Origin of the sequence: Pseudomonas caricapapayae, from assembly GCF_001400735.1 — a bacterium.
GTDB lineage: Bacteria > Pseudomonadota > Gammaproteobacteria > Pseudomonadales > Pseudomonadaceae > Aquipseudomonas > Aquipseudomonas caricapapayae.
In genome coordinates this window covers 6,644-33,379 of sequence record NZ_LJPW01000044.1, presented here as the reverse complement: position 1 = coordinate 33,379, position 26,736 = coordinate 6,644, and the positions used below count along the sequence as shown (strand labels likewise).

23 protein-coding genes and 4 tRNA genes are annotated in these 26,736 nt (G+C 57.8%); 20 read left to right on the top strand and 7 right to left on the bottom strand.

Annotation, left to right across the window (positions count from 1 at the left end; translation table 11 throughout):
* Positions 1-208 precede the first annotated feature (208 nt).
* Positions 209-487, bottom strand: coding sequence for a 30S ribosomal protein S20 (gene rpsT, locus ALO80_RS06535; RefSeq protein WP_003344603.1), 279 nt, complete (start codon positions 485-487; stop codon positions 209-211).
* Positions 488-737: 250 nt separating this feature from the next.
* Here rpsT and murJ point away from each other — a divergent pair, with 250 nt between their 5' ends.
* The 6 genes from murJ (at position 738) to ispH (ending at position 8,161) form a co-directional block, all read left to right on the top strand.
* Complete coding sequence (gene murJ, locus ALO80_RS06530; RefSeq protein WP_055008354.1) at positions 738-2,276, top strand: murein biosynthesis integral membrane protein MurJ; 1,539 nt, start codon at positions 738-740, stop codon at positions 2,274-2,276.
* A gap of 132 nt (positions 2,277-2,408) precedes the next feature.
* Positions 2,409-3,335 (top strand): bifunctional riboflavin kinase/FAD synthetase, encoded by a 927-nt coding sequence (ribF, locus tag ALO80_RS06525; RefSeq protein ID WP_055008353.1) that lies wholly within the window; start codon positions 2,409-2,411, stop codon positions 3,333-3,335.
* Between the two features lie 20 nt (positions 3,336-3,355).
* Positions 3,356-6,187 carry an isoleucine--tRNA ligase gene (gene ileS / locus ALO80_RS06520; RefSeq protein ID WP_055008352.1) on the top strand — a complete coding sequence of 944 codons (2,832 nt, stop codon included), beginning with the start codon at positions 3,356-3,358 and terminating at the stop codon, positions 6,185-6,187.
* Positions 6,180-6,686 carry a signal peptidase II gene (lspA, locus tag ALO80_RS06515; RefSeq protein WP_055008351.1) on the top strand — a complete coding sequence of 169 codons (507 nt, stop codon included), beginning with the start codon at positions 6,180-6,182 and terminating at the stop codon, positions 6,684-6,686. The genes ileS and lspA overlap by 8 nt, the downstream gene beginning before the upstream one ends.
* Complete coding sequence (locus tag ALO80_RS06510) at positions 6,679-7,155, top strand: FKBP-type peptidyl-prolyl cis-trans isomerase (RefSeq protein WP_055008350.1); 477 nt, start codon at positions 6,679-6,681, stop codon at positions 7,153-7,155. The genes lspA and ALO80_RS06510 overlap by 8 nt, the downstream gene beginning before the upstream one ends.
* Before the next feature lie 58 nt (positions 7,156-7,213).
* Positions 7,214-8,161 (top strand): 4-hydroxy-3-methylbut-2-enyl diphosphate reductase, encoded by a 948-nt coding sequence (ispH, locus tag ALO80_RS06505; RefSeq protein WP_054987682.1) that lies wholly within the window; start codon positions 7,214-7,216, stop codon positions 8,159-8,161.
* A 6-nt stretch (positions 8,162-8,167) separates the two neighbouring features.
* On the opposite strand, the gene ALO80_RS06500 is transcribed toward ispH, so the two are convergent.
* Positions 8,168-8,668 (bottom strand): GspH/FimT family pseudopilin, encoded by a 501-nt coding sequence (locus ALO80_RS06500; protein WP_055008349.1) that lies wholly within the window; start codon positions 8,666-8,668, stop codon positions 8,168-8,170.
* Between the two features lie 131 nt (positions 8,669-8,799).
* Between ALO80_RS06500 and ALO80_RS06495 the strand changes: the two genes are divergently transcribed.
* The 7 genes from ALO80_RS06495 to thiO are packed head-to-tail and all read left to right on the top strand — an operon-like array spanning position 8,800 to position 15,734.
* The gene (locus tag ALO80_RS06495) at positions 8,800-9,276 is read left to right on the top strand and encodes a GspH/FimT family pseudopilin (protein ID WP_055005182.1); all 477 of its coding nucleotides are present in this window, start codon (positions 8,800-8,802) and stop codon (positions 9,274-9,276) included.
* Positions 9,266-9,781, top strand: a complete 516-nt coding sequence (pilV, locus tag ALO80_RS06490) for a type IV pilus modification protein PilV (RefSeq protein WP_055008348.1) — start codon at positions 9,266-9,268, stop codon at positions 9,779-9,781. The genes ALO80_RS06495 and pilV overlap by 11 nt, the downstream gene beginning before the upstream one ends.
* Complete coding sequence (locus ALO80_RS06485; RefSeq protein ID WP_055008347.1) at positions 9,778-10,485, top strand: PilW family protein; 708 nt, start codon at positions 9,778-9,780, stop codon at positions 10,483-10,485. The genes pilV and ALO80_RS06485 overlap by 4 nt, the downstream gene beginning before the upstream one ends.
* 11 nt (positions 10,486-10,496) lie before the next feature.
* Complete coding sequence (locus ALO80_RS06480) at positions 10,497-10,991, top strand: pilus assembly PilX family protein (RefSeq protein ID WP_055008346.1); 495 nt, start codon at positions 10,497-10,499, stop codon at positions 10,989-10,991.
* Positions 10,978-14,187, top strand: a complete 3,210-nt coding sequence (locus ALO80_RS06475; protein WP_055008345.1) for a pilus assembly protein — start codon at positions 10,978-10,980, stop codon at positions 14,185-14,187. Before ALO80_RS06480 ends, ALO80_RS06475 begins: the two co-directional genes overlap by 14 nt.
* A gap of 11 nt (positions 14,188-14,198) precedes the next feature.
* Positions 14,199-14,603: a type IV pilin protein gene (locus tag ALO80_RS06470; RefSeq protein WP_055008344.1), complete on the top strand. Its 405-nt coding sequence runs from the start codon at positions 14,199-14,201 to the stop codon at positions 14,601-14,603.
* A gap of 27 nt (positions 14,604-14,630) precedes the next feature.
* The gene (gene thiO / locus ALO80_RS06465) at positions 14,631-15,734 is read left to right on the top strand and encodes a glycine oxidase ThiO (RefSeq protein ID WP_055008343.1); all 1,104 of its coding nucleotides are present in this window, start codon (positions 14,631-14,633) and stop codon (positions 15,732-15,734) included.
* A 129-nt stretch (positions 15,735-15,863) separates the two neighbouring features.
* On the opposite strand, the gene ALO80_RS06460 is transcribed toward thiO, so the two are convergent.
* From ALO80_RS06460 to ALO80_RS06445, 4 genes are all read right to left on the bottom strand, one after another.
* Positions 15,864-17,201: a sigma-54-dependent transcriptional regulator gene (locus ALO80_RS06460; RefSeq protein WP_055008342.1), complete on the bottom strand. Its 1,338-nt coding sequence runs from the start codon at positions 17,199-17,201 to the stop codon at positions 15,864-15,866.
* 2 nt (positions 17,202-17,203) lie between these two features.
* The gene (locus tag ALO80_RS06455; protein ID WP_055008341.1) at positions 17,204-18,796 is read right to left on the bottom strand and encodes a sensor histidine kinase; all 1,593 of its coding nucleotides are present in this window, start codon (positions 18,794-18,796) and stop codon (positions 17,204-17,206) included.
* Positions 18,786-19,025: a PP0621 family protein gene (locus tag ALO80_RS06450; protein ID WP_054987706.1), complete on the bottom strand. Its 240-nt coding sequence runs from the start codon at positions 19,023-19,025 to the stop codon at positions 18,786-18,788. Before ALO80_RS06450 ends, ALO80_RS06455 begins: the two co-directional genes overlap by 11 nt.
* 129 nt (positions 19,026-19,154) lie before the next feature.
* Positions 19,155-20,177 (bottom strand): outer membrane protein assembly factor BamD, encoded by a 1,023-nt coding sequence (locus tag ALO80_RS06445; protein WP_054987671.1) that lies wholly within the window; start codon positions 20,175-20,177, stop codon positions 19,155-19,157.
* A 149-nt stretch (positions 20,178-20,326) separates the two neighbouring features.
* Between ALO80_RS06445 and rluD the strand changes: the two genes are divergently transcribed.
* The 7 genes from rluD to ALO80_RS06410 all read left to right on the top strand — a co-directional run bounded on the left by rluD (position 20,327) and on the right by ALO80_RS06410 (position 25,479).
* Positions 20,327-21,289, top strand: a complete 963-nt coding sequence (gene rluD, locus ALO80_RS06440) for a 23S rRNA pseudouridine(1911/1915/1917) synthase RluD (RefSeq protein ID WP_054987670.1) — start codon at positions 20,327-20,329, stop codon at positions 21,287-21,289.
* Positions 21,286-22,014, top strand: a complete 729-nt coding sequence (pgeF, locus tag ALO80_RS06435; protein ID WP_055008340.1) for a peptidoglycan editing factor PgeF — start codon at positions 21,286-21,288, stop codon at positions 22,012-22,014. The genes rluD and pgeF overlap by 4 nt, the downstream gene beginning before the upstream one ends.
* 171 nt (positions 22,015-22,185) lie before the next feature.
* Positions 22,186-24,750, top strand: coding sequence for an ATP-dependent chaperone ClpB (clpB, locus tag ALO80_RS06430; protein WP_055005190.1), 2,565 nt, complete (start codon positions 22,186-22,188; stop codon positions 24,748-24,750).
* A 294-nt stretch (positions 24,751-25,044) separates the two neighbouring features.
* A tRNA-Asn gene (locus ALO80_RS06425) sits at positions 25,045-25,120 on the top strand.
* Between the two features lie 29 nt (positions 25,121-25,149).
* Positions 25,150-25,226, top strand: a tRNA-Pro gene (locus ALO80_RS06420).
* Between the two features lie 5 nt (positions 25,227-25,231).
* Positions 25,232-25,307 (top strand) — tRNA-Lys (locus ALO80_RS06415).
* 95 nt (positions 25,308-25,402) lie between these two features.
* Positions 25,403-25,479, top strand: a tRNA-Pro gene (locus tag ALO80_RS06410).
* 312 nt (positions 25,480-25,791) lie between these two features.
* Here ALO80_RS06410 and ALO80_RS06405 read toward each other — a convergent pair.
* A partial coding sequence (locus tag ALO80_RS06405) for a site-specific integrase (RefSeq protein ID WP_235812452.1) occupies positions 25,792-26,736 on the bottom strand: 945 nt, incomplete at its 5' end.

The following is a 26,736-nucleotide window of genomic DNA, read 5'->3' as shown; positions in this document are numbered from 1 at the left end:
GTAGCGGGATCGGACGCTTCTCGTTCCTCACGCTCCAGCGTGGGTACGATAGTTACAGGGCTGCCGTTCCTAACGCTCCAGCGTGGGAATGCCTTTCGTGACGCTCTGCGTCAAAGATCTGTGCAGCGCGCACATTTGCGTTCCCCGCTACTTTCCAGCAGGCAATAAAAAACCGACCCTGAGGTCGGTTTTTTAACAAGCTTGTCGCTTAGGCTGCAGCAGCAAGGCTCAGAGCCTTGATGTGACCGTTCAGACGACCTTTGTGGCGAGCAGCTTTGTTCTTGTGGATGATACCTTTGTCGGCCATGCGGTCGATAACAGGTACAGCCAGAACATAAGCGGCTTGCGCTTTTTCTGCGTCTTTTGCGTCGATGGCTTTAACTACATTCTTGATGTAGGTACGAACCATGGAACGCAGGCTGGCGTTGTGGCTGCGACGCTTCTCAGCCTGTTTTGCACGTTTTTTGGCGGAAGGTGTGTTGGCCACCGTCGAGCTCCTCGAAAGACTTTGTGAAATAGCAAACAAAATAGGCCGCGAATCATGCCGATGAGTTGAAGTCTTGTCAAGGGCAGTTAAGGTGTTCCGCTGAGTGGTTGCTACATTTGACCGGAGGATTTATTTCCGGGCTGTGACCTGTAAACTCGCGGCCTTTGCTTCGGGCGTTTTTGCGGCGCGAAGTATCGCATAAATGGATGGCTTAATCGCCCATCCTTTGCCAAGGCGCACAACTCTTTCAATGAATCTACTCAAGTCACTCGCCGCCGTCAGCTCTATCACCATGGTTTCCCGGGTTCTGGGCTTTGTTCGCGACACCATCATCGCGCGCACTTTCGGAGCCGGAATGGCCACGGATGCATTTTTCATCGCCTTCAAGCTGCCCAATCTGTTGCGCAGGATTTTCGCGGAGGGTGCCTTTTCCCAGGCATTCGTACCCATTCTTGCGGAATACAAGAGCCAGCAGGGGGAGGAGGCGACTCGTACGTTTGTCGCCTATGTCACCGGCCTGCTGACCCTGGCGCTGGCACTGGTGACGCTGCTTGGAGTGATCTTTGCGCCCTGGGTGATCTGGGCCACTGCGCCCGGCTTCGTCGATACCCCGGAGAAATTCGCGCTGACCTCGGATCTGCTGCGCGTGACCTTTCCTTATATATTGCTGATCTCTCTGTCATCGATGGCCGGAGCGATCCTCAATACCTGGAACCGTTTCTCGGTACCGGCGTTCGTGCCGACGCTGCTCAACGTCAGCATGATCTTTTTCGCGCTGTTCCTGACCCCGTATTTCGATCCTCCGGTCATGGCGCTGGGTTGGGCAGTTCTGGTCGGCGGTCTGTTGCAGTTGCTTTACCAACTGCCCCACCTGAAAAAGATCGGCATGCTGGTGCTGCCGCGTCTGAACCTGCGCGATACCGGCGTCTGGCGCGTGATGAAGCAGATGCTGCCCGCCATACTTGGCGTCTCTGTCAGTCAGATATCTCTGATCATCAATACGATATTTGCCTCGTTCCTTGTCGCCGGCTCGGTGTCATGGATGTACTACGCCGACCGTCTGATGGAGTTGCCCTCCGGTGTGCTGGGTGTGGCGCTGGGCACGATCCTGCTGCCGATCCTGTCCAAAACCTATGCGCAACGGGACCGTCAGGAGTACTCGCGCATTCTCGACTGGGGGCTGCGGTTGTGCTTTGTGCTGGTCCTGCCCTGTACCCTGGCACTGGGGCTGCTCGCCGAGCCGTTGACCGTTTCGCTGTTCCAGTATGGTAAATTCGATGCGCTTGATTCGGCCATGACCCAGCGTGCCCTGGTCGCCTATTCGATCGGTTTGCTGGGGATCATTCTGATCAAGGTGCTGGCTCCCGGCTTTTATGCGCAACAAAATATCCGCACCCCGGTGAAAATCGCGATCTTCACCCTCATAGTGACTCAACTGCTCAACCTGGCCTTTATCGTGCCCTTGCAGCATGCCGGTCTGGCACTGGCCATCAGCGTGGGGGCGTGTATCAATGCCGGGTTGCTGTTCTGGCAATTGCGCAAACAGGATCTGTTTCAACCGCAGCCTGGCTGGACGAAATTCCTGTTCAAACTGGTGATCGCCGTTGCCGTGATGTCGACGGTGCTGCTGGGGCTGATGCAGGTCATGCCGGCGTGGGATGAAGGGCACATGCTGGAGCGTTTTCTGCGTCTGGGGGCGCTGGTTGCCGCCGGGGTCGTGACCTATTTCGCCATGCTTCTGCTATTAGGCTTTCGCCTCAGGGATTTTGCCCGCAAGGCCATTATGTAGGGTGCATCGCAAGGGTTGACCGCCGTTTTTTGTCGCCGCACGCCGAGAACCTTCATCCGGTCTTGGTGTGTTGCCTGTCGTCCACGGCCGTGTGTGGTTATAATCGGCCACTTTATGAGCAAGAAGTGCGTTATGCAGCTGGTTAGAGGCCTTCACAACCTGCGCCCCGAGCATCGGGGCTGCGTCGCCACGATTGGCAATTTCGACGGCGTTCACCGCGGCCACCAGGCTATCCTGGCGCGTCTGCGCGAACGTGCCGTCGAATTGGGTGTGCCCAGCTGTGTGGTGATTTTCGAACCTCAGCCGCGTGAGTTCTTCGCCCCCGAGACGGCTCCTGCACGTCTTGCCCGCCTGCGTGACAAGCTTGAGCTGCTGAGTGCCGAAGGCGTTGACCGGGTACTTTGCCTGTCCTTCAATCAGCGCCTGTGCAAGCTCAGCGCGGCAAGTTTTGTAGAAACGGTTCTGATCGAGGGGCTTGGTGTTCAGCACCTCGAAGTCGGCGACGATTTTCGTTTCGGTTTTGACCGGGTCGGCGACTTTGACTTCCTGCAACAGGCCGGTACGACGTATGGCTTTACCGTAGAAGCGGCGCAGACCGTTGAAATAGACGGCATCCGGGTCAGCAGTACCAAAGTGCGCAAGGCTTTGGCTGCATCGGACTTTGCCCTGGCCGAGCGTATGCTTGGTCGTCCGTTTCAGATAACCGGACGGGTATTGCATGGTCAGAAGCTGGCACGCCAGTTGGGTACACCTACCGCCAACGTGCAGCTCAAGCGTCGTCGTGTGCCGTTGAGCGGGGTTTACCTGGTCAGCACGGACATTGATGGCAAAGCCTGGCCGGGTGTCGCCAACATCGGCGTGCGCCCGACGGTAGAGGGTGATGGCAGTGCCCACCTTGAAGTGCATCTTCTGGATTTTGCCGGCGATCTTTATGACCGGCGTTTGACGGTGGCTTTCCACCACAAGCTGCGTGATGAGCAGCGTTTCGCCTCACTGGAGGCGCTCAAGACGGCGATCAATGCGGACGTCGCCGCCGCCCGTGCCCATTGGCATGGCTAACCGCTAAACAAGAGCCTGAAATGACTGACTATAAAGCCACGCTAAACCTTCCGGACACCGCCTTCCCTATGAAGGCCGGCCTGCCCCAGCGCGAGCCGCAAACTCTGCAGCGCTGGGACAGCATTGGCCTGTACCAGAAGCTGCGCGAGATTGGCAAGGATCGTCCCAAGTTCGTCCTGCACGACGGTCCTCCATACGCCAACGGCAATATTCACATCGGTCATGCGGTCAACAAGATTCTCAAGGACATGATCCTGCGCTCCAAGACCCTGGCGGGTTTCGACGCGCCTTATGTACCGGGCTGGGATTGCCACGGTCTGCCGATCGAGCACAAGGTCGAAGTGACTCACGGCAAGAACCTCTCTGCAGACCGTACGCGTGAGCTGTGCCGCGCCTATGCCGCCGAGCAGATCGAAGGCCAGAAGTCCGAGTTCATCCGTCTGGGTGTGCTGGGTGACTGGAGCAATCCGTACCTGACCATGAACTTCGCCAACGAAGCCGGAGAAATCCGCGCGCTGGCCGAGATGGTCAAGGGCGGTTTCGTCTTCAAGGGGCTCAAGCCGGTCAACTGGTGCTTCGACTGCGGCTCGGCACTGGCTGAAGCCGAAGTCGAGTATCAGGACAAGAAGTCTTCAACCATCGACGTCGCGTTCCCGATCGCTGACGAAGCAAAACTCGCAGCCGCGTTCGGCGTTTCCTCGCTGGGCAAGCCTGCGTCCATCGTCATCTGGACAACCACGCCGTGGACCATTCCCGCCAACCAGGCGCTGAACGTCCACCCTGAATTCGAGTACGCGCTGGTCGATGTCGGCGACAGACTGCTGGTGCTGGCTTCCGAACTGGTCGAAAGCTGTCTGGCCCGTTACAAGCTGGAAGGCTCGGTCATCGCGACCACCACCGGTCAGGCGCTGGAACTGATCAACTTCCGTCACCCGTTCTATGATCGCCTGTCGCCCGTTTATCTGGCTGACTACGTCGAGCTGGGTGCCGGCACCGGTATTGTTCACTGCTCGCCTGCCTATGGCGTAGACGACTTCAATATCTGCAAGCAGTACGGCCTGACCAACGACGACATCATCAGCCCGGTGCAGAGCAACGGCGTGTATGTCGAGTCGCTGGAGTTCTTTGGTGGCCAGTTCATCTTCAAGGCCAATCAGAACATCATCGATAAGCTGGTCGAAGTCGGCAGCCTGATGAACACCGAAACCATCAGCCACAGCTACATGCATTGCTGGCGCCACAAGTCGCCACTGATCTACCGCGCTACCGCGCAGTGGTTCGTGGGCATGGACAAGCAGCCTGAAAGCGGCGAAACACTGCGCAAGCGTGCGGTCAAGGCCATCGAAGATACGCAGTTCGTACCGGCCTGGGGACAGGCGCGCCTGCACTCGATGATCGCCAACCGACCTGACTGGTGCATCTCGCGTCAACGCAACTGGGGCGTGCCGATTCCGTTCTTCCTGCACAAGGAAAGCGGCGAACTGCATCCGCGAACCGTCGAACTGATGGAAGAAGTGGCCCAGCGCGTCGAGAAAGAGGGTATCGAAGCCTGGTTCAAGCTGGACGCCAGCGAGCTGTTGGGCGACGAGGCTGCCAAATACGACAAGATCTCCGACACCTTGGACGTCTGGTTCGACTCGGGTACCACGCACTGGCATGTACTGCGCGGTTCACACCCGATGGGCCATGAAAGCGGCCCACGTGCCGACCTGTATCTGGAAGGTTCCGACCAGCACCGCGGCTGGTTCCATTCCTCGCTGCTGACCGGTTGCATGCTGGACGATCACGCGCCGTATCGCGAGTTGCTGACTCACGGGTTTGTGGTCGACGAGAACGGTCGCAAGATGTCCAAGTCGCTGAATAACGTCGTGGCACCGCAGAAGGTCAACGATTCACTGGGCGCGGACATCATGCGCCTGTGGGTATCGGCGACTGATTATTCGGGCGAGATGGCGGTTTCCGATCAGATCCTGCAGCGCAGCGCCGACGCTTATCGTCGTATCCGCAACACGGCACGTTTTCTGCTCTCCAACCTGTCGGGCTTCAACCCGGCGACCGACATCCTGCCTGCCGAGGAAATGCTCGCGCTGGACCGTTGGGCCGTGGATCGCACGCTGCTGCTGCAACGCGAGCTGCAAGAGCATTACGGCGAATACCGCTTCTGGAACGTGTACTCCAAGATCCACAACTTCTGCGTGCAGGAGCTGGGTGGTTTCTATCTGGACATCATCAAGGATCGTCAGTACACAACAGCGGCCGACAGCACTGCACGGCGTTCCTGCCAGACGGCACTGTTTCACATCTCCGAAGCGCTGGTGCGCTGGATCGCGCCGATCCTGGCCTTTACCGCCGACGAACTGTGGCAGTTCCTGCCGGGCGAGCGCAACGAATCGGTGATGCTCAACACCTGGTACGAAGGCCTGACCGAAATGCCTGCCGATTTCGACATGGACCGCGCCTACTGGGAGCGGATCATGGCGGTGAAGACGTCGGTCAACAAGGAAATGGAAAACCTGCGCGCTGCCAAGGCCATTGGCGGCAACCTGCAGGCTGAAGTGACCTTGTACGCAGAAGAGTCGCTGGTGGCTGACCTGTCGAAGCTGAGCAACGAACTACGCTTCGTGCTGATCACCTCGACGGCCAGCGTTGCTCCGCTTGTGTCGGCTCCGGCTGATGCGGTGGTTACCGAGGTCGCGGGCCTGAAGCTCAAGGTGCTCAAGTCTAGCCACGCCAAGTGTGCCCGTTGCTGGCATCACCGCGAGGATGTGGGTGTGAACCCTGAGCATCCGGAAATCTGCGGCCGTTGCGTAGACAACATCAACGGCACCGGCGAGGTCCGTCACTATGCCTAACGCCGCATATGGCCGACTGGCCTGGCTATGGTTGAGCGTGCTGGTTCTGGTCATCGACCAGGCCAGCAAGTATTACTTCGAAAACGCATTGAGCCTGTATCAACAGATCATTGTGATTCCAGACCTCTTCAGCTGGACCCTGGCCTATAACACCGGTGCTGCCTTCAGTTTTCTGGCAGACGGTGCTGGCTGGCAGCGCTGGTTGTTTGCCCTGATCGCCATTGTGGTTAGTGCCGTGCTGGTCGTCTGGCTCAAGCGTCTGGGGCGCGACGATACGTGGCTGGCCGTTGCGCTGGCGCTGGTGCTCGGCGGCGCGCTGGGCAACCTGTACGACCGTATCGTGCTGGGCCATGTGATCGACTTCATTCTGGTCCACTGGGAGAACCGCTGGTACTTCCCGGCGTTCAATGTCGCCGACAGCGCGATCACTGTCGGCGCAATCATGCTGGCGCTGGACATGTTCAAGAGCAAGAAAACCGGAGAAACCGTCAATGACTGAGCAGTCGTCGACTCAAGGCTCGTCTGGCGAGCTGCGCATCGGTCAGAATACGCAGGTCACCTTGCACTTCGCCCTGCGTCTGGAAAACGGCGATACCGTCGACAGCACCTTCGAAAAGGCTCCGGCCACTTTCAAGGTCGGTGACGGCAACCTGTTGCCCGGTTTCGAAATGGCGATTTTCGGCTTCAAGGCGGGCGACCGGAAGACTGTACAGATTCCGCCGGAAAACGCCTTTGGTCAGCCCAACCCACAAAACGTGCAGATCATGCCACGCTCGCAGTTTGTGGGAATGGAACTGTCCGAAGGGTTGCTGGTGATCTTCAACGACGCCGCCAATACCGAATTGCCCGGCGTGGTGAAGGCTTTCGATGATGATCAGGTCACCATCGACTTCAATCACCCGCTGGCAGGCAAGACACTGAGCTTCGAAGTGGAAATCTTCGAAGTAAAGGCGATTCTGGCTTCCTGACCTTCGCCATCAAGCCCGGCCCAGGCCGGGCTGCCCCGTACCAACCATGAGGCACAGCATGCAAATCAAACTCGCCAACCCCCGCGGCTTCTGTGCCGGAGTGGACCGCGCGATCGAAATCGTCAATCGCGCTCTGGAAGTGTTTGGTCCGCCGATTTATGTGCGCCATGAAGTCGTTCACAACAAATTCGTCGTCGAAGACCTGCGCTCTCGTGGTGCGATCTTCGTCGAAGAGCTGGATCAGGTGCCGGACGACGTCATCGTCATCTTCAGCGCCCACGGTGTTTCTCAGGCGGTGCGTACCGAGGCAGCCGGTCGTGGCCTGAAAGTCTTCGATGCCACCTGTCCGCTGGTCACCAAGGTGCATATCGAGGTTGCCCGTTACAGCCGTGACGGTCGCGAGTGCATTCTGATCGGCCACGCCGGTCACCCGGAAGTCGAAGGCACCATGGGCCAGTACGACGCCAGCAATGGCGGTGCGATCTATCTGGTCGAAGACGAAGACGACGTTGCCAGCCTGCAGGTGCGTAACCCGGATTCTCTGGCATTCGTGACCCAGACCACGTTGTCCATGGACGACACCAGTCGGGTGATCGACGCCTTGCGCAAGCGTTTTCCAGCCATTGGCGGGCCGCGCAAGGACGACATCTGCTACGCCACGCAAAACCGTCAGGACGCGGTCAAGCAACTGGCCGACGAGTGCGATGTGGTCTTGGTGGTGGGCAGCCCGAACAGCTCCAATTCGAACCGCCTGCGCGAGCTGGCCGAACGCATGGCGACTCCGGCTTACCTCATCGACGGTGCCGAAGACATGCAGCAAGGCTGGTTCGACGGCGTCGAGCGTATTGGCATTACCGCCGGTGCGTCCGCCCCTGAGGTCCTGGTGCGCGGTGTTATCCAGCAATTGCAGGCCTGGGGCGCTACCGGTGCAGATGAACTCGCTGGTCGCGAAGAGAACATCACCTTCTCCATGCCCAAGGAACTGCGGGTCAAGTCGCTGCTCTGAGGCTGTTCAGCCACACAGCGCTGCATCGGTTTTCGTGTCCTCGACCCTCACGCGCCCCGCCGGTGCGACTATCACTCGATAGTTGCTGACCGGCTGGTCCGCGGCGCAAACGTGCAATGTCCTGGCGTTTCTGCGCCGCAACGTGCCCAAACCGTTGAAACTGATGTCCTCGACACGCTTGCGGTTATCGACCACCCGCGCTGTGTCGCCATTGGCGCGTTCTATCAGTACCGTATCGTTTTCGTCGGGACCTTTGCCATCCACGTCGAGTATGATCCGCCAGCCGTTGCTCCAGTCTTCTTCAATGGCGTGAATGGTAACGATCTGATTGCGTGTAACGGCGGCGGCTCTCGCCGAGCGTATGCCGCTGGCCAGTTCACGAGCGGTTGCAAGCCCGCGACTTGAATCGATCAGTTCCTTGAAAGAGGGTGTTGCGATATTGGCGAGAATGCCGATCAGTGCAACGACGATCAATAATTCGATCAGTGTGAATCCTGCATGCTTCATATGCCTTCCTCCTTGGAAGCCGCTGTTTCAGCACCTTGCGGACGTTCGTCGTCGCAAAACAACCGTACGTCCCGCCATGGATTTTCCAGCGGCATTGCTGCCTTATAGTCGTAACGTCTAGGAGACACTCAATGCGTCATATAGCCAAGGGATTCAGCCTCATCGAATTGTTAGTCACTGTGTCCCTGGTGGGCATCCTGGCGGCTATCGCTATCCCGAGTTTCACCAGCTCCATTCAGAGCAACAAGGCCGACACCGAGCTCAGTGATTTGCAGCGCGCGCTCAACTATGCGCGACTTGAGGCGATAAACAGGGGAGTGGCGGTGCGCATCGCACCCACCAGCGGAACGGCCTGGACCAGCGAATTGCAGGTTTATCTGGTTTCCGATGCCAACAAGAAGGCGCTTCGTAAAGTGGCCGCAATCGGCAGCGGCGGCACGCTGGTGGCAGACAACAATGCCACGGCAATTGATTTCAACAATCTGGGTGCCCTCATTGCCCCGGCTGCGGCGGTGACCATGACCTACACCCGAGGCAGCACGACCAAAACCATGAGTATTTGCCTGACTGGCCGAATCGTTCTCAATGGAAGCTGCAATGCTCAATGATCCCCCACATCGCCAGACCGGCATGACCCTGATCGAGGTGCTGGTTTCGGTACTCATCCTGGCAATAGGCCTGCTGGGCGCAGCCGCTATCCAGCTCAACGCGCTCAAGTACACCGACAGCTCGGCGATGACCAGCCAGGCGAGCTTCATTGCCTACGACATGATGGATCGTATCCGCGCCAATGTTGATGGCAACTCGTCTGCCAATGGGTCGACCAATGTCCTGGCCAACTATGCCCTGGCAAGTCTGGCGGCGACGCAAGTTGCCAACCTCAACGATGCCAGGGTTCAGGATCTGTTCGATTTCAAGAAAAACATCATTAATTTTGCAGGCACGAGCGGCACGGGCAGCATTGATGTCAGCAAGGCTCCGGAGGTGACCATCATCATTGGCTGGAGCGACACACGCGCTGCGAGCTCGAGCAATCAGGCAACAGGGAATACGACCGGCAGCCCGACCACTCAGAGCTTCAAACTGGTCTCCAGGATCGGGGTCAACCCATGAGGAAACCTTCCAGAGGCTTCGGTCTGGTCGAAATCATGGTGGCGCTGGTGCTGGGGCTGGTCGTCAGCCTCGGTATCGTGCAGATATTCACGGCTGCCAGAGGCACCTATCAAAGCCAGAATGCTGCAGCACGGATGCAAGAGGACGCACGTTTCATATTGAGCAAGCTTATTCAGGAAATCAGGATGACCGGAATGTATGGTTGCCTGAGTTTCAGCAATTACACGCCTGTGTCACCTGCTATCGCCTGGCCCGCAGCACTTGACAATCCGGTCCTTTGGGATAACGCGAGCAAGACACTGACGCTGGTCACTGCCGACGTAGGAACCGCTGGTAGCGCGCCAACCTGGACCATTGTTTCAGACTGTCAGACCACCACGCAGCTTTACGCAAATACACGAGCGCCCGCTTCAGGGCAAACGGCTTTTCCGTTGCGCCAGTTGGTCTACACGCTTACCGGAACAAACCTGAACATTCAATACGGCACGGCCGGGGCCGTTCAACCGCTCTTGCAGAATGTCGCAGACTTCAGCGTTTCCTTCGGCATGGCGGGTAATCCGATGTCCTATACCACGGCTGTTACCAAAGCAAATGCCGGCGATGTACGCAGCGTTCGCATCAGCCTGACGGTGCGGGATGGGCAGAACGATATCGTCAAGCCCCAGCAGTACAACGTTGTCGCTTATCTGCGTAACCGCTTTTGAACAGGCCTAGCATGAACAAGATCGTTCTATTCAATTCGACACAGGCTTTCCCCTCACGGCAGCGCGGCATGGTGCTGCTGGTCAGTCTGGTGTTCCTGCTGTTGCTCACCCTGCTGGGTATTTCTTCCATGCAGAACGCTACGTTGCAAGAGAAGATGGCAGGCAGCGTTACGGTTCGTAATGTTTCTTTTCAGGCAGCTGAGGCACAGTTACGTCTCGGAGAGTCGGCAATCATGGCGTCCGGTTTTGCAATGGCTGTCTGTACTCCTGCTACCTGTGCTCCGCCTGCTGATTCGACTACCGTTTTGAATGCGGGCCTGGGTACTTCAGGGGTGACTTGGATAGGGACAAGCACCATGCTGTATGGCATCCAGAACCTGGGCACCACGACGGCGCCGATCAATCGTCCAAATTGTACTGGCTCGGTCACCATGTACCGTGTGACCGCCGTTGCCGTTCAGGGCACCTCGCGAACGGTGCTGGAGAGTATCTATGCCAATTGCTAAGGCGTTTCGCAGGGGCCTGAAATACGTCTATGGCATGGTGCTGGTGCTTTATCTGGCGAGTCCAGTCTATGCCTTTACGCCAGCTCAAGTACCATTATTAAGTTCTCCGGCGGTACCGCCCAACCTTATGCTGCTTGTCGACAATTCGGGCAGTATGTACAACATTATCTGGGATTCAGGATTTGACGCGTCGGTCAATCGTCCGAATATTGGTTACTACTCGACTCAGTGCCTGAGTGGACTGATTACCGTAGTGTGCCCGTTCATGAGCACTATCTCTGACGATCAGACTCTCTCGGTAGGTGATATCAATGCCTACAGTATTTTCACCCTGTCACTGATGTGTCCATTTGGCGGGCGTCCGGTTTTTCGCAATAACATACAGTACTGCCTTAACTTGCCAGATCCTGCCGGTAACGGACTAACGCGTTATACGGCTGATTATCTCTCCTACCTCATTGACCTTGTCAGCCCTAATTTCTTTGGTGTTCGTAATTACACCAATGGTGTCATCCCCAACGATTACCGAATGAATGTCGCGAAAACCGTGGGGACCAACCTTGTGACCAACAATACATCGCTAAGGATCGGGCTCGCGTCCTTCAACCAGCCCACGAACAGCGACCCCGGGCCGGGCGGCAAGATTGCCAGAGTGGTCACAGACCTCTCCCCGGTGGCGGTCAGTACTTACCAGACCACCGGCGTCTCTCAACAGCAGGCCACGCAAAATATCACTGATCTCAAGACGGCCATCAGCAATCTGACGCCGTCAGCCAATACCCCGCTGGCAGAAACCTATTACGAGATCACCCGATATTTTCGAGGCATGACACCGTTCTATCAAAGCGGATCGACCTATGTGAGTCCGATACAGTACCGCTGTCAGAAAAACTATGGCGTCGTGATTACCGATGGCCTGCCAACCTATGACCGGACGTTCCCGGCCAACGATCCTGATGATGTTCTGGACACCACCCGCTCGCTACCCAACTGGGATTTGAATGCAGCCAATGACGGTGACAACCTGTCCGGCGATGGTGAAGGGGACACGCTTTATCTGGACGATCTTGCCAAATTTGCCTATGACATCGATTTGCGCCGGGATGCTGTGTCTGCCGGGGGTGACCTGACCGGCAAAAGCTGGGATACAGCAGGTTTCGTGAAACAAAATATGAGCACCTATACTATCGGATTTACTGCGTCGAACCAGATGCTGATCGATGCTGCCGACGATAACCACGGGCATGGCAAATACTTTCAGGCCAACGACAGTGCGGGGTTGAGTTCCGCCTTGAATCTGGCGCTGAGTGACATCTATGCCAAAGTCGGTTCCGGTGCAGGAGGAGCGGCAAACTCGTCGACGCTTCAGGCGGGTACTCAGTTTTATCAGACCCTTTACGACCCGACAGATTGGCATGGCACTATCAGAGCCTATAACCTGGATCAGATAACGGGGGCGTTGAGCACACCTGTCTGGACCACCGACACCGCGATCGTCAGCGGATCGACGGCACCGGTCTTCGAATCGTGGAGTACTGCTACCACCCCGGCAAGGATCGCGCTGGATTACGCCAGCTTCAGCCCTGCCCAGCAGGCGGCACTGAATGCCACGTTGCCAACCAATACGACGGGAGCGGAACTTATCGCATGGGCCAAAGGCACTGCCAACGCGAAGTTCCGGGCACGTACCCGGCTGCTGGGCGATATTGTCAACTCGTCGCTTGGCACGGCATTCCCATCACAAAAGACCGCTGCTGATTTGACCGGGGACAGCACCTACACTACGTACCTTGCCACCAAGGCAAGCAGCATGACGCCCAGTATTCTGGCCAATGCCAACGATGGCTTTTTCAACGTGATCAACACCAGTGACGGCTCAAGACGATATGCGTATATGCCGTCGACTGCACTGACCTCGCTGGCCACCATTGCAGCGACCACTTATGGATCTGGCGTTCATAAGTTTACCGTGGATGGGCAGATTGCAGTGTTCGATACGCAGCTGTCAGCCGGATCAGCATGGCGCACCGTTGCTTATGGCGGCACCGGAGCAGGTGGCAAAGCGTTTTTTGCCATCAAGTTGTTCGAGGGCGTCAGCAATACGGTCAGTGCGTTATGGGAGGTCAAGGCACCCGATACTTCTGACGCAAATAACAAATTCAACAACCTGGGATATACCTATTCCAAACCCGATGTCGCACGAATGGCAGACGGTACCGGGATTATGGTGGTCGGTAACGGTTACGGCAGTTTCACTGGCAGAGCGTCGCTCTATGTATTGAATGCCAATACCGGTGCGTTCATCGCCGAGATACAGACGCCGGTCCTTAACAACGAAACCGATAACGGGTTGTCGTCGGTTAAGTTGCGCGTCAATTCCCAGAATGTGGTTCAGGCCGCCTACGCTGGCGACCTGAAAGGACGACTCTGGAAGTTCGACATGAGCGGTGCTACTGCCGCCAGCTGGAAAGTGGCTTTTGGCGGCGCACCCTTGTTCACCGCACCGCGTGGCGCAAATCAGCCGATAACGGCTCAACCCTTCATGCTGGATCATCCACTTAACGGCAAGATCGTTTATTTCGGGACTGGCAAGTTCCTGGAAGTCGCAGACAAGCAAACCACCGCGCTTCAGGATTTTTACGCTATATGGGATGCCGACAGCGGGACGGGCAGCACTGTAGAAGCAAACCTGCAGGCGCAAGCGGTCAATGGCAGTGTCATCAGTAACGGAGCTACGTACTTCACGTCGACAACCAATGATGTGGATTGGTCTGTCAAAAAGGGCTGGTACATGCCGCTTTCGGCCGTTGCACCTTATCTGGGGGAGCGGATTATTTACCCCGCGCAGACCAGCAGGGGACGCATTATCTTCTCGACAGCCTCAGTGAACTCCGCAGACCCTTGCGAGAGCACGGGAACTGGACGCGTTTTTGAACTCAACGCGGCCACCGGGAGCATGCTCAACTATCAGGTGCTTGATACCAACGGCGATAACAGCATCAACAATTCAGATCTGTTTGCTGCCGGGATCGGGTACACCGGTATCCCTGTCGTATCGGCTATTGTCGCGGGTACGGGGGACGGTAACGAGGTAAAAATCATCAATAACTCCACTGGCAACACGCCTGACGTCCTGAAGGAAAAGGGCGGGAGTGGTAACGTTTACAAACGCATCATGTGGCGACAAATCCAATAGGGAAACTAATCATGCGAGCGACATCCAGGGGCTTTACGCTGATCGAACTCATGATCGTCGTGGCGATTGTCGGTATTCTGGCTGCCATCGCGTACCCCAGTTACACCGAATACGTGAAGCGTACCCAGCGGTCGGCAATCGCCAGCCTGCTGTCCGAGCAGACTCAGGCGCTGGAGCGGTTTTATTCACGAGCGGCCCAACCCACTTACGTGGGGGCCACCGTGAGCGGCGGCAATACGTACTACACTATAACGCCGACCCTTACCGCCACCGACTTCACCCTGACAGCTGACCCTGTTGCAGGTACGCTGATGGCTGGCGACAAGTGCGGCAGCTTCGTGATCACTAACACCGGGGCGCGTACCAATACGGGCACGACAGGCGGCGTAACGGCCAAAGACTGTTGGGGCCGCTAAAACCGCTTTTCTTGTCCTGAGACCGAGATGTCCAAGCAAAAAACAGTCATTGTCGGCGGTGGCGTCATAGGGTTGCTGACCGCCTTCAATCTGGCGTCCGAGCAGGTCAGCGTCGTGTTGCTGGACCGTTCGGGCGTTGGCCAGGAGTCCTCCTGGGCGGGCGGCGGAATTGTCTCGCCGCTTTATCCGTGGCGCTACAGCCCGGCAGTCACCGCGTTGGCGCACTGGTCGCAGGATTTTTACCCACACCTTGCCGAGCGTTTGCTCACACTGAGCGGTATCGATCCCGAAGTCCACAGGACGGGCCTGTACTGGCTCGACCTTGACGACGAACCGGCTGCGCTTGAATGGGCGGTGCGCCAAAAACGCTCCTTGAACCGCGTGGATATCTCGGCGGTGAATGATGCCGTGCCGGTGCTGGGGGAGGGCTATTCGCGGGCGATCTACATGGCCGATGTGGCCAATGTACGCAATCCTCGGCTGGTCAAATCGCTCAAGGCGGCCTTGCTGGCAATGCCCGATGTCGAGATTCGCGAGCAGTGTGAAGTCAGCGGCTTTGTGCATGAGGGCGGCAGGATTTCGGGTGTGCAGACACCGTCAGGGAACATCACCGGTGATCGGGTGATTCTGGCGGCGGGTGCGTGGAGCGGCGAATTGCTCAAGACCCTGGGTCTGGAGCTGCCGGTCGAGCCGGTAAAAGGCCAGATGATTCTCTACAAGTGTGCACCGGACTTTCTGTCGAGCATGGTGCTGGCAAAAGGGCGTTATGCGATACCGCGTCGTGACGGGCATATCCTGATTGGCAGCACCCTTGAGCATGAAGGTTTCGACAAAACCACCACACAGGCTGCATTGGAGAGTTTGAAGGCGTCGGCCGTCGAGTTGCTTCCGCAATTGGCCCCTGTAGAGCCGGTCGCCCAGTGGGCAGGTTTGCGCCCTGGTTCGCCTGAGGGCATCCCTTTTATCGGAGCGCTTGACGGTTTTGACGGGCTCTGGCTCAACTGTGGTCATTACCGCAATGGGCTGGTGCTTGCGCCTGCTTCCTGCCAGTTAATCACCGACCTGCTGCTGGACCGCGAGCCGATCATCGACCCGGCACCTTACACGCCGACGGGGCGTCTGACAGGCTAGCCATTCTCACGGTCACGCAGAGCGTAGGGCGCGATGGTGTTCTCACGCGCACCTGTCGTTCTGCACGCTCCAGCGTGGGAATGCCTTTCGTGACGCTCTGCGTCACACGTTTTTTGCCACGCAACGCATTCAATCCAGGCCCAGCTTCTTCAGCCGGTAGCGCAGTGACCTGAAGGACAAACTGAGCCTTTCTGCCGCTGCGGTGCGGTTCCAGCGGGTTTCTTCCAGTGCCTGCAGGATGAGCTTGCGCTCGATGCTTTCGAGGTAATCTTCAAGGTTGTCGATGTCGGCCAGGCTCGGGCCGTCGCCCTCCTGAGGGCTGGCGGACTCTGTCAGGCGCAGGTCGCTGGCGTGGATTTCATCGTTTTCACAAAGCGTGTAAGCGCGCTCCAGCATGTTTTCCAGTTCGCGCACGTTACCGGGGAAGCGGTAGCTTTTCAGCGTTTCCAGCGCCTGCGCGTTCAGGTGCGCGACGGGTTGTGCGCCGTTCCCTGCGAGGCGCTTGAGAACGCTGGCTGCCAGTTGATCGATATCCTCACGCCGCTCGCGCAATGAGGGCACACGCACTTCGATCACGTTCAATCGGTAATACAGATCCTGCCGAAACCGACCGGCCGCGACCTCCGCATTCAGATTCTTGTGGGTGGCACACAGAATGCGCACGTCCACGACCTGTTCTTGCTGGCCGCCGACGCTGCGGATGGACTTTTCCTGGATGGCTCGTAGCAGTTTCACCTGCATCGCCAACGGCAGGTCGGCGACCTCGTCGAGAAACAGCGTCCCGGTATGCGCCGCCTGAAACAGACCGGGCTTGTCTTCGTGGGCACCGCTGAAACTGCCTTTGCGGTGACCAAAGAATTCGCTCTCCATCAGTTCGGAAGGAATTGCCCCGCAGTTGACCGGTATGAACGGCCTGTCAATACGCGGGCCCTGTTCATGGATCAACCGTGCGACAAGCTCCTTGCCGCTGCCCGACTCGCCGCTGATATAGATGGGGGCCTGACTGCGCGCCAGTTTGCCGATCTGATTGCGCAAGGTGCGCATCGCCAGCGAATCGCCCAGCAGACGGCTGTCGATGCCAGGTGCTGGCTGGGCGCAAGGCAGGCTCAGCGCGCTGTTGACCAGCTCGCGCAGCCTGCCGAGGTCGACCGGTTTGGTCACAAAATCGAAAGCCCCGGCCTTGAGTGCGTTAATTGCGGTATCCAGATTGCCGTGGGCGGTGATCATTGCCACCGGCACCTGGGGGTAGCCGTGCTGGATGTGTTGCACCAGTTCCAGGCCGTTACCGTCGGGCAGACGCATGTCGGTCAGGCACATGTCGAACGGCTCGCGGGCCAGCAATTCGTGCGCCTCGGCAACGTTACGGGCGCTGCGAGTATCGAGTTTCATGCGCCCCAGCGTGATCTCCAGAAGCTCACGAATATCCGGCTCATCATCGACTATCAGGATTTTTTGCCGTTGGCTCATGCTCAGCTCGTTTTGAACGGGTGGGCGAAGGTGATGCGCAAGCAACTGCCGCCACCTTGTCGCGGGACATATTCCAGGTGCGCCTGATTGCTTTCGCACAGCTCGCGTGACAGATATAGACCAAGACCGGTGCCTTTGCTCTCTGTGGTGAAAAACGGCTCGAACATCTTGCTCAGGTGTTGTTCGCTGACCCCAGGTCCGTCGTCCAGTACTTCCAGGATGGGCAAATCGCTTTTCCAGTCGTGATGCAGCTTCAGCCAGACCTGCGCGGATGGATGATGTTTGCCGCTGTAGCGCAGGCCGTTCTGTAACAGGTTGGTCATGATTTGGGTCAGTTGTCCAGAATCCATGCGCGTCGTCAGCGTGCCGGGGCTGATGTCGACATGAATCGACTGATTGGCCGCGGCGGCGCTGCGAAACTCGGTTACAAACTGTTCCAGCCAGGTTTTCAGATCCAGCAGCTCGGGTTGCGCCTCGCGCCGACGTGACAGTTGCAGAACGTTTTCAATGACCTGATCAATTCGTCCAGATTGCTCATGGATGATCTGCCCGAGGCGTCGATCTTCCGTGCTGAGTTCTTCCGACTCGTTGAGCAGTTGTGCCGCGTGGCTGACTGCGCCCAGCGGGTTGCGTATCTCATGGGCAATCCCGGCGGTCAGGCGTCCCAGTGCGGCGAGTTTGAGCTGCTGCGCCTGATGGGCAATCTGCGACAGGTCTTCGAGAAAGATCAGCGTCTGCCGTTGATCACCACGATTGAGTGCGACAAAGCTCGGTTGCAGCACCGGCCCGATGGGGGAAGTCGTGATGCTGCGCGGCACCATGATCGGATTGACGAGCCACTGGCGCAGACGTTCTACCAGTTGCGGCGAGTAGGCGTCGATAATCTGCCCGACCAGTCGCTCGTGGCCCAGCAGGGTCAGGGCCCCCTGATTGGCCAGCAACACCTGGCGGCGGGCATCCAGTACCAGAATCCCGGTGCGCATGCGTTGCAGGATCAGCGCGTTGAGTTCTTCAAGGCTGTCGACATCCGCAGCGCGCTGTTCGGCCAGCACTTCACTGACCTGCATGCGTGCCGTCAGAGCCTGCACCAGCAATGCTGCGGCGAAGCACAGGGCACCCAGCGAGCCGGCCTGCACGTAGTCATTGGAGACCGACGGTGTGCCGAAGCTGATGTAGAACGTCAGGTAGATGATGCCAATGGCAGAAACAGCGGCGATCAGCAGACCGATACGGCCACGCAGCAGCACATTGCTGATCGCCACTGAAGCAATCAGCAGATTGCCGATGCCGCTGGAAGGGCCGCCCGCTGCGTAGAACAGCGCGGAGAGCATGATTGCGTCGGTCATTGCCAGGCTGAACAGCTGTGCCTGACGGCTCGGGCGTTCCAGCAGCACCACCACCAGAATGTTGAACACCAGATACAACCAGCAGCCCGAACGGAACAGATTCGGGTTGGCCAGTTGCAGCAGTTCGGTTTCCAGGCTGCTGGAGATCAGCAAGACCAGTACGACGCCAATGGTCAGTCGGTAAAGGTGGTACAGCCGCAGAATCCGCTGCGCCTGCGGGCTGGCAAGGGAGGGCGTATCAGCGGTCACGTGCCGCGGGGCCTTCCAGGCGATGTGCCTCGCTGCAATACCATTGCTGCGCCTGGCTTAACGCACGATCCTGAGGCAGATGAACGCCGCAGTGTGCGCAACGCACCATCGGGGTAGCTGCTATTTCCGGCGGCTCGGCGCGGGATTTCGGTGTAGGAGGATTGATCAGGCGCTTGATGAACCAGATCACCGCCGCGATCAACGCGACCCACATTAATAGGCGAATCATGATTACCAGCTTGGTGGTTGACGATGGCGCAGTGTAGCCAAGCCGCAGGCGGGCGCACAGAGGCTGCTGCTCATAAATGTGATGCATAAAAAAAGAGGCCCGCAGGCCTCTTTGTTCATGCAGTGCAGATCAGTCGAACAGACCCAGCGTCATGTAGCTGAACCATGAACGGCTCTTGGTACCTTTCGCTTCGGCTTCTTTTTCTGCCTGTTCGTCCAGCTCTGCCTGATTTTCCGGCAGCAGCTCTTTCGGGATGGCGTCCTTGGCGTCCTGATACTGCTTCTTCATGTCCTGATCGGCGCGGGTCTGGCCCGGTGGCAGCGGTGCGCTACCGTCGATCAGCCCCAACGTCGCTTTCGACAGCCACGAGCGGTTGTCGGCTTCGGCCTGACGCGGTGTGAACTTGCCGTCAGCCAGCTGCGGGTGGTTCGGGTAGTTGGTCTTGAGCACTTCAAGGCTGGTGGCTGCCAGGTCGTCAAGGTGCAGGCGCTGATAGGATTCGACCATCACAGCCAGACCGTCACCTACCGATGGCGTCTCCTGGAAGTTTTCCACTACATAGCGGCCACGGTTGGCGGCGGCAACATAGGCCTGACGAGTCAGGTAGTAATCGGCCACGTGGATTTCGTAGGAAGCCAGCAGGTTGCGCAGGTAGATCATGCGCTGCTTGGCATCAGGCGAATAGCGGCTGTTCGGGAAGCGGCTGGTCAATTGAGCGAACTCGTTGAACGAGTCGCGGGCAGCCCCCGGGTCACGTTTGGTCTGGTCCAGCGGCAGGAAACGCGCCAGCAGGCCTACGTCCTGGTCGAAGGAGGTCAGGCCCTTCATGTAATACGCGTAATCGACGTTCGGGTGCTGCGGATGCAGGCGGATGAAGCGTTCGGCAGCGGATTTGGCTGCTTCGGGTTCACCGTTCTTGTAGTTCGAGTAGATCAACTCGAGCTGGGCCTGATCGGCGTAGCGACCGAACGGGTAGCGTGACTCCAGCGCCTTGAGCTTCTCGGTGGCACTGTTATAGCTGTTATTTCCCAGGTCGGCCTGCGCCTGCTGGTACAGCTCGACTTCGCTGAGGTTTTCGTCGATGACTTCCTTCGACGAACAGGCCGCAGTCAATGCGAGGATGGCGATCAGCAGCAGGTGTTTCACTTGCATGGCGGCTTGCGTCCCTATAACGGCCTGCTGTCTTGGGCGGGGCCGTCCTGTTATGATGAGCGCCCCGCGATACCGGCGGGACAAAAGACGCCGTATTTAACCACAAGCGCGCTGCCGAAACCAAAGGCTAGCCGCCACCTAGTCTGGTCATGTCCGAAAATATAGAACTCCGCGCAGAGGTGCCGTCCGAATTGGGCGGTCAACGCCTCGATCAAGTCGCCGCACAATTATTCGCTGAGCACTCGCGCTCGCGCCTTTCCGCCTGGATCAAGGACGGCCGCCTGACTGTGGACGGAGGCGTACTGCGCCCTCGCGACATCGTGCATGGTGGCGCTGTTCTCGAACTGATTGCCGAGCAGGAGGCCCAGGGTGAATGGGTCGCTCAGGATATCGAGCTCGACATCATCTACGAAGACGACCAGATCCTCGTCATCAACAAACCTGCGGGGCTTGTGGTGCATCCGGCTGCCGGTCATGCCGACGGCACGCTGCTCAATGCCTTGCTGCACCACGTGCCGGACATTATCAATGTTCCGCGTGCGGGTATCGTGCATCGCCTGGACAAGGACACCACCGGTCTGATGGTGGTCGCCAAGACCATCCAGGCACAGACGCAACTGGTGACCCAGTTGCAGAGCCGCAGTGTCAGCCGCATCTACGAGTGCATCGTGATCGGCGTGGTGACTGCTGGCGGCAAGATCGACGCACCGATCGGTCGTCACGGCCAGCAGCGTCAACGCATGGCCGTCATGGAGGGCGGCAAGCAGGCCGTCAGTCATTACCGCGTGCTGGAACGCTTCCGTTCGCACACCCATGTACGCGTCAAGCTGGAAACCGGCCGGACGCACCAGATCCGCGTGCACATGGCGCACATCAACTACCCGTTGGTCGGCGATCCGGCCTATGGCGGTCGTTTCCGCATTCCGCCAGCGGCCAGCCTGACCATGGTCGATTCGCTCAAGACCTTTCCGCGCCAGGCGCTGCATGCCCGCTTCCTGGAGCTGGACCATCCAGTCACCGGCAAGCGCATGAGCTGGGAATCGCCACTGCCGGATGATTTTGTCTGGCTGCTATCGTTGCTCAAGCAGGATCGCGAGGCGTTCATCGGGTGAATGACTGGCTGATACCTGACTGGCCTGCGCCAGCACAGATCAAGTCTTGCGTTACCACTCGCTCGGGCGGGGTCAGCCTGGCTCCGTTCGACAGCTTTAATCTGGGCGATCACGTCGACGACAGCCCCGAGGCCGTGGCGACCAATCGCCTGCGCCTGACCTCCAGCCTCAATGTTCAACCTGCCTGGTTGAAGCAGGTGCACGGCATAGGCGTCGTGCCTGCCGACCCGTCCCGGGTCGTCGAAGCGGATGCCAGCTGGACCGGCAACCACGGCGTCGCCTGCACCATCATGACCGCCGACTGTCTGCCCGCGTTGTTCTGTCGTCGTGATGGCACTCGCGTCGCTGCAGCGCATGCCGGCTGGCGCGGGCTCGCGGCTGGTGTGCTGGAAGCCACTGCCGACAGTTTGCAGTGCGCTGCCGAAGACATCATGGTCTGGCTGGGCCCGGCCATCGGCCAGCCTTCGTTCGAAGTCGGCTCCGAAGTGCGTGAAGTCTTTACTCGCAGCCATCCCCAGACAGCCGATGCATTTGTCGCCAGCTCGAATCCTGATCGCTTCATGGCCGACATCTACAGGCTTGCCCGACTGCGTCTTGCTGCGCAGGGTATCCATGCCGTGTATGGCGGCGGTCTGGACACTTTTACCGACCCTCGGTTCTTTTCCTACCGGCGTGCCGCTCGCACTGGCCGTTTCGCTTCGTTGATCTGGATCGATCACGCCTGAATGCAGGCTGTTTTACGCCAGCCAGCTAGGCTTGCCTGAGCGCTCCTCTGATGTGTATCAACCCCGGCCAGCTTGAAACGCGCAGAATCGTCCGCATCTAACTGGCTATTCAGCAGGTTTTCGTTATAGGTGTGTTCATTGCTCCGGCCTGCATTAAAAGGAAGGTGACTAATGCGTATCGACAGATTGACCAGCAAATTACAGTTAGCGTTATCGGATTCCCAGTCGCTGGCCGTTGGCCTCGACCATCCCGCCATTGAGCCTGCGCATTTGATGCAGGCGCTGCTTGAACAGCAGGGCGGTTCCATCAAGCCTTTACTGCTGCAAGTCGGCTTCGACATCAACAGCCTGCGCAAGGAACTGAGTGCAGAGCTGGACCGGCTGCCCAAAATCCAGAACCCGACCGGCGACGTCAACATGTCGCAGGATCTGGCGCGCCTGCTCAACCAGGCCGACCGTCTGGCACAGCAGAAAGGTGATCAGTTCATCTCCAGCGAGCTGGTATTGCTCGCGGCAATGGACGAGAACAGCAAGCTCGGCAAGTTGCTGCTGGGACAGGGCGTCAGCAAGAAGGCGCTGGAAAATGCCATCAACAACCTGCGCGGCGAAGGTGCGGTTAACGACCCGAACGTCGAAGAGTCGCGTCAGGCACTGGACAAGTACACCGTCGATCTGACCAAGCGTGCCGAAGAGGGCAAGCTCGATCCGGTGATCGGCCGTGATGACGAGATTCGTCGCACTATTCAGGTCCTGCAACGCCGTACCAAGAACAACCCGGTGCTGATCGGTGAGCCTGGCGTGGGTAAGACCGCCATCGCCGAAGGGCTGGCGCAACGCATCATCAATGGCGAGGTGCCGGATGGTTTGCGCGGCAAGCGTCTGCTGTCGCTGGACATGGGCGCGCTGATTGCCGGTGCCAAGTACCGTGGCGAGTTCGAAGAGCGCCTGAAGTCGCTGCTCAACGAGCTGTCCAAGCAGGAAGGCCAGATCATCCTGTTCATCGATGAGCTGCACACCATGGTCGGCGCGGGCAAGGGTGAAGGCTCGATGGACGCTGGCAACATGCTCAAGCCTGCGCTGGCGCGCGGCGAGTTGCACTGTGTCGGCGCCACTACGCTCAACGAGTACCGCCAATATATAGAGAAGGATGCTGCGCTTGAGCGTCGTTTTCAGAAAGTGCTGGTCGACGAGCCGAGCGAAGAAGACACCATTGCGATCCTGCGTGGCCTCAAGGAGCGCTATGAAGTGCACCACAAGGTTGCCATCACCGATGGTGCGATCATCGCAGCGGCCAAACTGAGCCACCGCTATATCACCGATCGCCAGTTGCCGGACAAGGCGATTGACCTGATCGACGAAGCGGCCAGCCGCATTCGCATGGAGATCGATTCCAAGCCCGAAGTGCTTGACCGCCTTGAGCGACGCCTGATCCAGCTGAAGGTAGAAGCCCAGGCTCTCAAGAAGGAAAAGGACGAAGCTGCGATCAAGCGTCTGGAAAAACTCCAGGGCGAAATCGAACGCCTTGAGCTTGAGTACGCGGATCTTGAAGAAATCTGGACCTCGGAAAAGGCCGAAGTCACCGGTTCGGCGCAGATCCAGCAGAAAATCGAACAGTCTCGTCAGGAACTGGAAGCGGCACGCCGTCGCGGCGATCTGAACCGTATGGCCGAATTGCAGTACGGGATCATTCCTGACCTGGAACGCAGCCTGCAAATGGTCGATCAGCATGGCAAGCCCGAGAATCAGTTGCTGCGCAGCAAAGTGACCGAGGAAGAAATTGCCGAAGTCGTGTCGAAGTGGACCGGTATTCCTGTGTCGAAGATGCTGGAAGGCGAGCGCGAGAAGCTGTTGCGCATGGAAACCCTGTTGCACAATCGGGTGATCGGTCAGGAAGAGGCAGTGGTCGCGGTTTCCAACGCTGTGCGTCGTTCGCGTGCCGGTCTGTCAGACCCTAATCGGCCAAGTGGTTCGTTCATGTTCCTCGGTCCTACCGGGGTGGGCAAGACCGAGCTGTGCAAGGCGCTGGCCGAGTTCCTGTTCGACACCGAAGAGGCCATGGTGCGTATCGACATGTCCGAGTTCATGGAGAAACATTCCGTTGCTCGCCTGATCGGTGCACCACCAGGCTATGTCGGTTACGAGGAGGGCGGTTACCTGACAGAAGCCGTGCGTCGCAAGCCGTATTCGCTGATTCTGCTCGATGAGGTCGAGAAGGCGCATTCCGACGTATTCAACATTCTGTTGCAGGTGCTTGAAGATGGACGCCTCACTGACAGCCACGGGCGGACGGTGGATTTCCGCAATACCGTGATCGTCATGACCTCCAACCTGGGCTCGGCGCAGATTCAGGAGCTGGTCGGTGATCGTGAGGCGCAGCGTGCTGCGGTGATGGACGCGGTCGGTACGCATTTCCGTCCTGAGTTCGTTAACCGGATCGACGAAGTGGTGATTTTCGAGCCGCTGGCGCGTGATCAGATTGCCGGTATCACCGATATCCAGCTGGGTCGTCTGCGCAAGCGTCTGGCCGAGCGCGAGCTGGCGCTGACCTTGAGCCCAGAGGCTCTGGACAAGCTGATTGCCGTCGGTTACGACCCGGTCTATGGTGCACGGCCGCTGAAACGGGCGATCCAGCGCTGGATCGAGAACCCGCTGGCACAGATGATCCTCTCTGGAGGCTTCATGCCAGGCACGACCATCACCGGCAAGGTGGTCGACGACGAGATTGTGTTTGCCTGACAGCGTTCTTCTACTCTCTATAGAGGGCCCTCACGCCGAGGGCCTTTTTCTTGAGGACGCTGCCAGCTGTAAATCAGGCCCGAAAGGCGATCTGAAAAAAAATCGCAAATCATTGTCTTAAAAAGCAATTTATAGGGTTGACAGGTGTTTTTAAAATTGTAGAATAGCGCGCCTCAGAGACGTGAACGCAACGATACAAACGAAGCGCAAAGGTCGATGAGATTGAAATCAACGAGTTAACAGCACGCTGGTTTCAAGGCAACAGGTTGTAACGTTGAATCTGAAATCAATAGTTCCGCGATAGCTCAGTTGGTAGAGCAAGTGACTGTTAATCACTGGGTCCCTGGTTCGAGTCCAGGTCGTGGAGCCAGATTTCGCAAGATGCAACGCAGTTTCAGTCGGGGTATAGCGCAGTCCGGTAGCGCGCCTGCTTTGGGAGCAGGATGTCAGGAGTTCGAATCCCCTTACCCCGACCATATTTGGGTCGTTAGCTCAGTTGGTAGAGCAGTTGGCTTTTAACCAATTGGTCGTAGGTTCGAATCCCACACGACCCACCATTTTTGGCTTCAAGGTTCACCTTGGAGCCGAATTTTAAAGATCTGATGCCACTCGTATCAGTTCGCAGGCAGCTGGTTGAGGTGCCTTGATTTACCGGGGTATAGCGCAGTCCGGTAGCGCGCCTGCTTTGGGAGCAGGATGTCAGGAGTTCGAATCCCCTTACCCCGACCAAATGCTGTTGTGTGCTTCAGATCTTCAATTGCAGTGAGTCGTTTTCTTCTTGAGGCGAGCTTTGCAGGCGAAGCGATTTATCCAGGCAAGCAGCCGTCTGTCGCGAAACATAGCGCTGACACGCGGTGATGTCAAATTGCAGCGTCCTGCTCCAAGCGAAAGCTTGCGGTCAGGGCGTTTTTTTGTGCGCGTGCATTTCCCAGTGCGTCCGTCTTATCGGCCTTTCATACGCCTACTGAAGTCGGCTGTCGGTTCAGATGACGGTTGGATAGGTCCGTGACTGATGGCAGTAAGCGATTGCAACCCTGCTCATCATCCAGATCGGCTTGTCCAAGCAGCAGGCTCAAAGCGCGACACCGGCAAACACCCCATGTTCTCATCGGTTCCGGACGATGGCGGGCTATCGCCGGTCATCGGGTTTGCAGTCAATTTGCCGTTTAGAGCACCCACATCCCACTGCGAGCTGTCCTCCAACCGCGTGACGAGATCGTCCGGACTGTAGCCTGAAAACTGAGTTCGACGACTCGTTCGCAGCTTGGCAGAGTTATCTGGAGGTATTTCCTGCTGAATTGGCACTGATTCAGCGCTGTTCACCTTCTGGTGGTGCGCGGCAATATCTTTATCTTGGTTGATCGTGCCGTTTTGGCCTGGGGCAGTGAGGGGTGATTGGTTAATTGCAATTGGGGCAAGAGTTTCTGTGCCTCCCAACAAAACGCTCGTATCTGCGCAGGGGCTGATTTCCATTGCGTGCAGAGTTAAATTTTTCGCGAGTTTTCTCTTTGCTGTCCGCATATTTTCTTGGTTGTCAGCATCTGACTTGGCGAGGTAGTTGATTTTCGCTGGTTTCCTTCCGCGCTCGTTCATGACTTCGCGCATCACATCGTAATCAGGCTCGATGTATTCCATGGTGGTTGCGATGTTGGAATGGTTGAGCAGGTTTTTCGTGATGTGGATGTTTCGTTCTGGCTGTCGCATCATTTCACTGGCGATCGTGTGTCTGAAGCGATGAGGCGTCATTCGTATGCCTGTCATAGCTGTGAGCTTTTTGTACATCGCTTCGACTTGATCAGAGTTCATCTGTGAACGACTGTAATGACCCGAAAATCTGTTCACATTGAAGATCTGATCGGCGGCGACGAAGCCGACGCGATGCGCGATGTCCATCAGCAACTGCAGATGCGGCATCAGGCCGTCTGGAATTGGAATCATAAACTCTCTGTGTGTTTTTTCCGTCTCCCCTCTGACTTTGATCAGTCG

Excerpts from the sequence above, each read along its gene's own strand:
- murJ (WP_055008354.1), top strand. The coding sequence starts at position 738 with ATGAATCTACTCAAGTCACTCGCCGCCGTCAGCTCTATCACCATGGTT.
- ribF (WP_055008353.1), top strand. The coding sequence starts at position 2,409 with ATGCAGCTGGTTAGAGGCCTTCACAACCTGCGCCCCGAGCATCGGGGC.
- ileS (WP_055008352.1), top strand. The coding sequence starts at position 3,356 with ATGACTGACTATAAAGCCACGCTAAACCTTCCGGACACCGCCTTCCCT.
- lspA (WP_055008351.1), top strand. The coding sequence starts at position 6,180 with ATGCCTAACGCCGCATATGGCCGACTGGCCTGGCTATGGTTGAGCGTG.
- ALO80_RS06510 (WP_055008350.1), top strand. The coding sequence starts at position 6,679 with ATGACTGAGCAGTCGTCGACTCAAGGCTCGTCTGGCGAGCTGCGCATC.
- ispH (WP_054987682.1), top strand. The coding sequence starts at position 7,214 with ATGCAAATCAAACTCGCCAACCCCCGCGGCTTCTGTGCCGGAGTGGAC.
- ALO80_RS06500 (WP_055008349.1), bottom strand. The coding sequence starts at position 8,668 with ATGAAGCATGCAGGATTCACACTGATCGAATTATTGATCGTCGTTGCA.
- ALO80_RS06495 (WP_055005182.1), top strand. The coding sequence starts at position 8,800 with ATGCGTCATATAGCCAAGGGATTCAGCCTCATCGAATTGTTAGTCACT.
- pilV (WP_055008348.1), top strand. The coding sequence starts at position 9,266 with ATGCTCAATGATCCCCCACATCGCCAGACCGGCATGACCCTGATCGAG.
- ALO80_RS06485 (WP_055008347.1), top strand. The coding sequence starts at position 9,778 with ATGAGGAAACCTTCCAGAGGCTTCGGTCTGGTCGAAATCATGGTGGCG.
- ALO80_RS06480 (WP_055008346.1), top strand. The coding sequence starts at position 10,497 with ATGAACAAGATCGTTCTATTCAATTCGACACAGGCTTTCCCCTCACGG.
- ALO80_RS06475 (WP_055008345.1), top strand. The coding sequence starts at position 10,978 with ATGCCAATTGCTAAGGCGTTTCGCAGGGGCCTGAAATACGTCTATGGC.
- ALO80_RS06470 (WP_055008344.1), top strand. The coding sequence starts at position 14,199 with ATGCGAGCGACATCCAGGGGCTTTACGCTGATCGAACTCATGATCGTC.
- thiO (WP_055008343.1), top strand. The coding sequence starts at position 14,631 with ATGTCCAAGCAAAAAACAGTCATTGTCGGCGGTGGCGTCATAGGGTTG.
- ALO80_RS06460 (WP_055008342.1), bottom strand. The coding sequence starts at position 17,201 with ATGAGCCAACGGCAAAAAATCCTGATAGTCGATGATGAGCCGGATATT.
- ALO80_RS06450 (WP_054987706.1), bottom strand. The coding sequence starts at position 19,025 with ATGATTCGCCTATTAATGTGGGTCGCGTTGATCGCGGCGGTGATCTGG.
- ALO80_RS06445 (WP_054987671.1), bottom strand. The coding sequence starts at position 20,177 with ATGCAAGTGAAACACCTGCTGCTGATCGCCATCCTCGCATTGACTGCG.
- rluD (WP_054987670.1), top strand. The coding sequence starts at position 20,327 with ATGTCCGAAAATATAGAACTCCGCGCAGAGGTGCCGTCCGAATTGGGC.
- clpB (WP_055005190.1), top strand. The coding sequence starts at position 22,186 with ATGCGTATCGACAGATTGACCAGCAAATTACAGTTAGCGTTATCGGAT.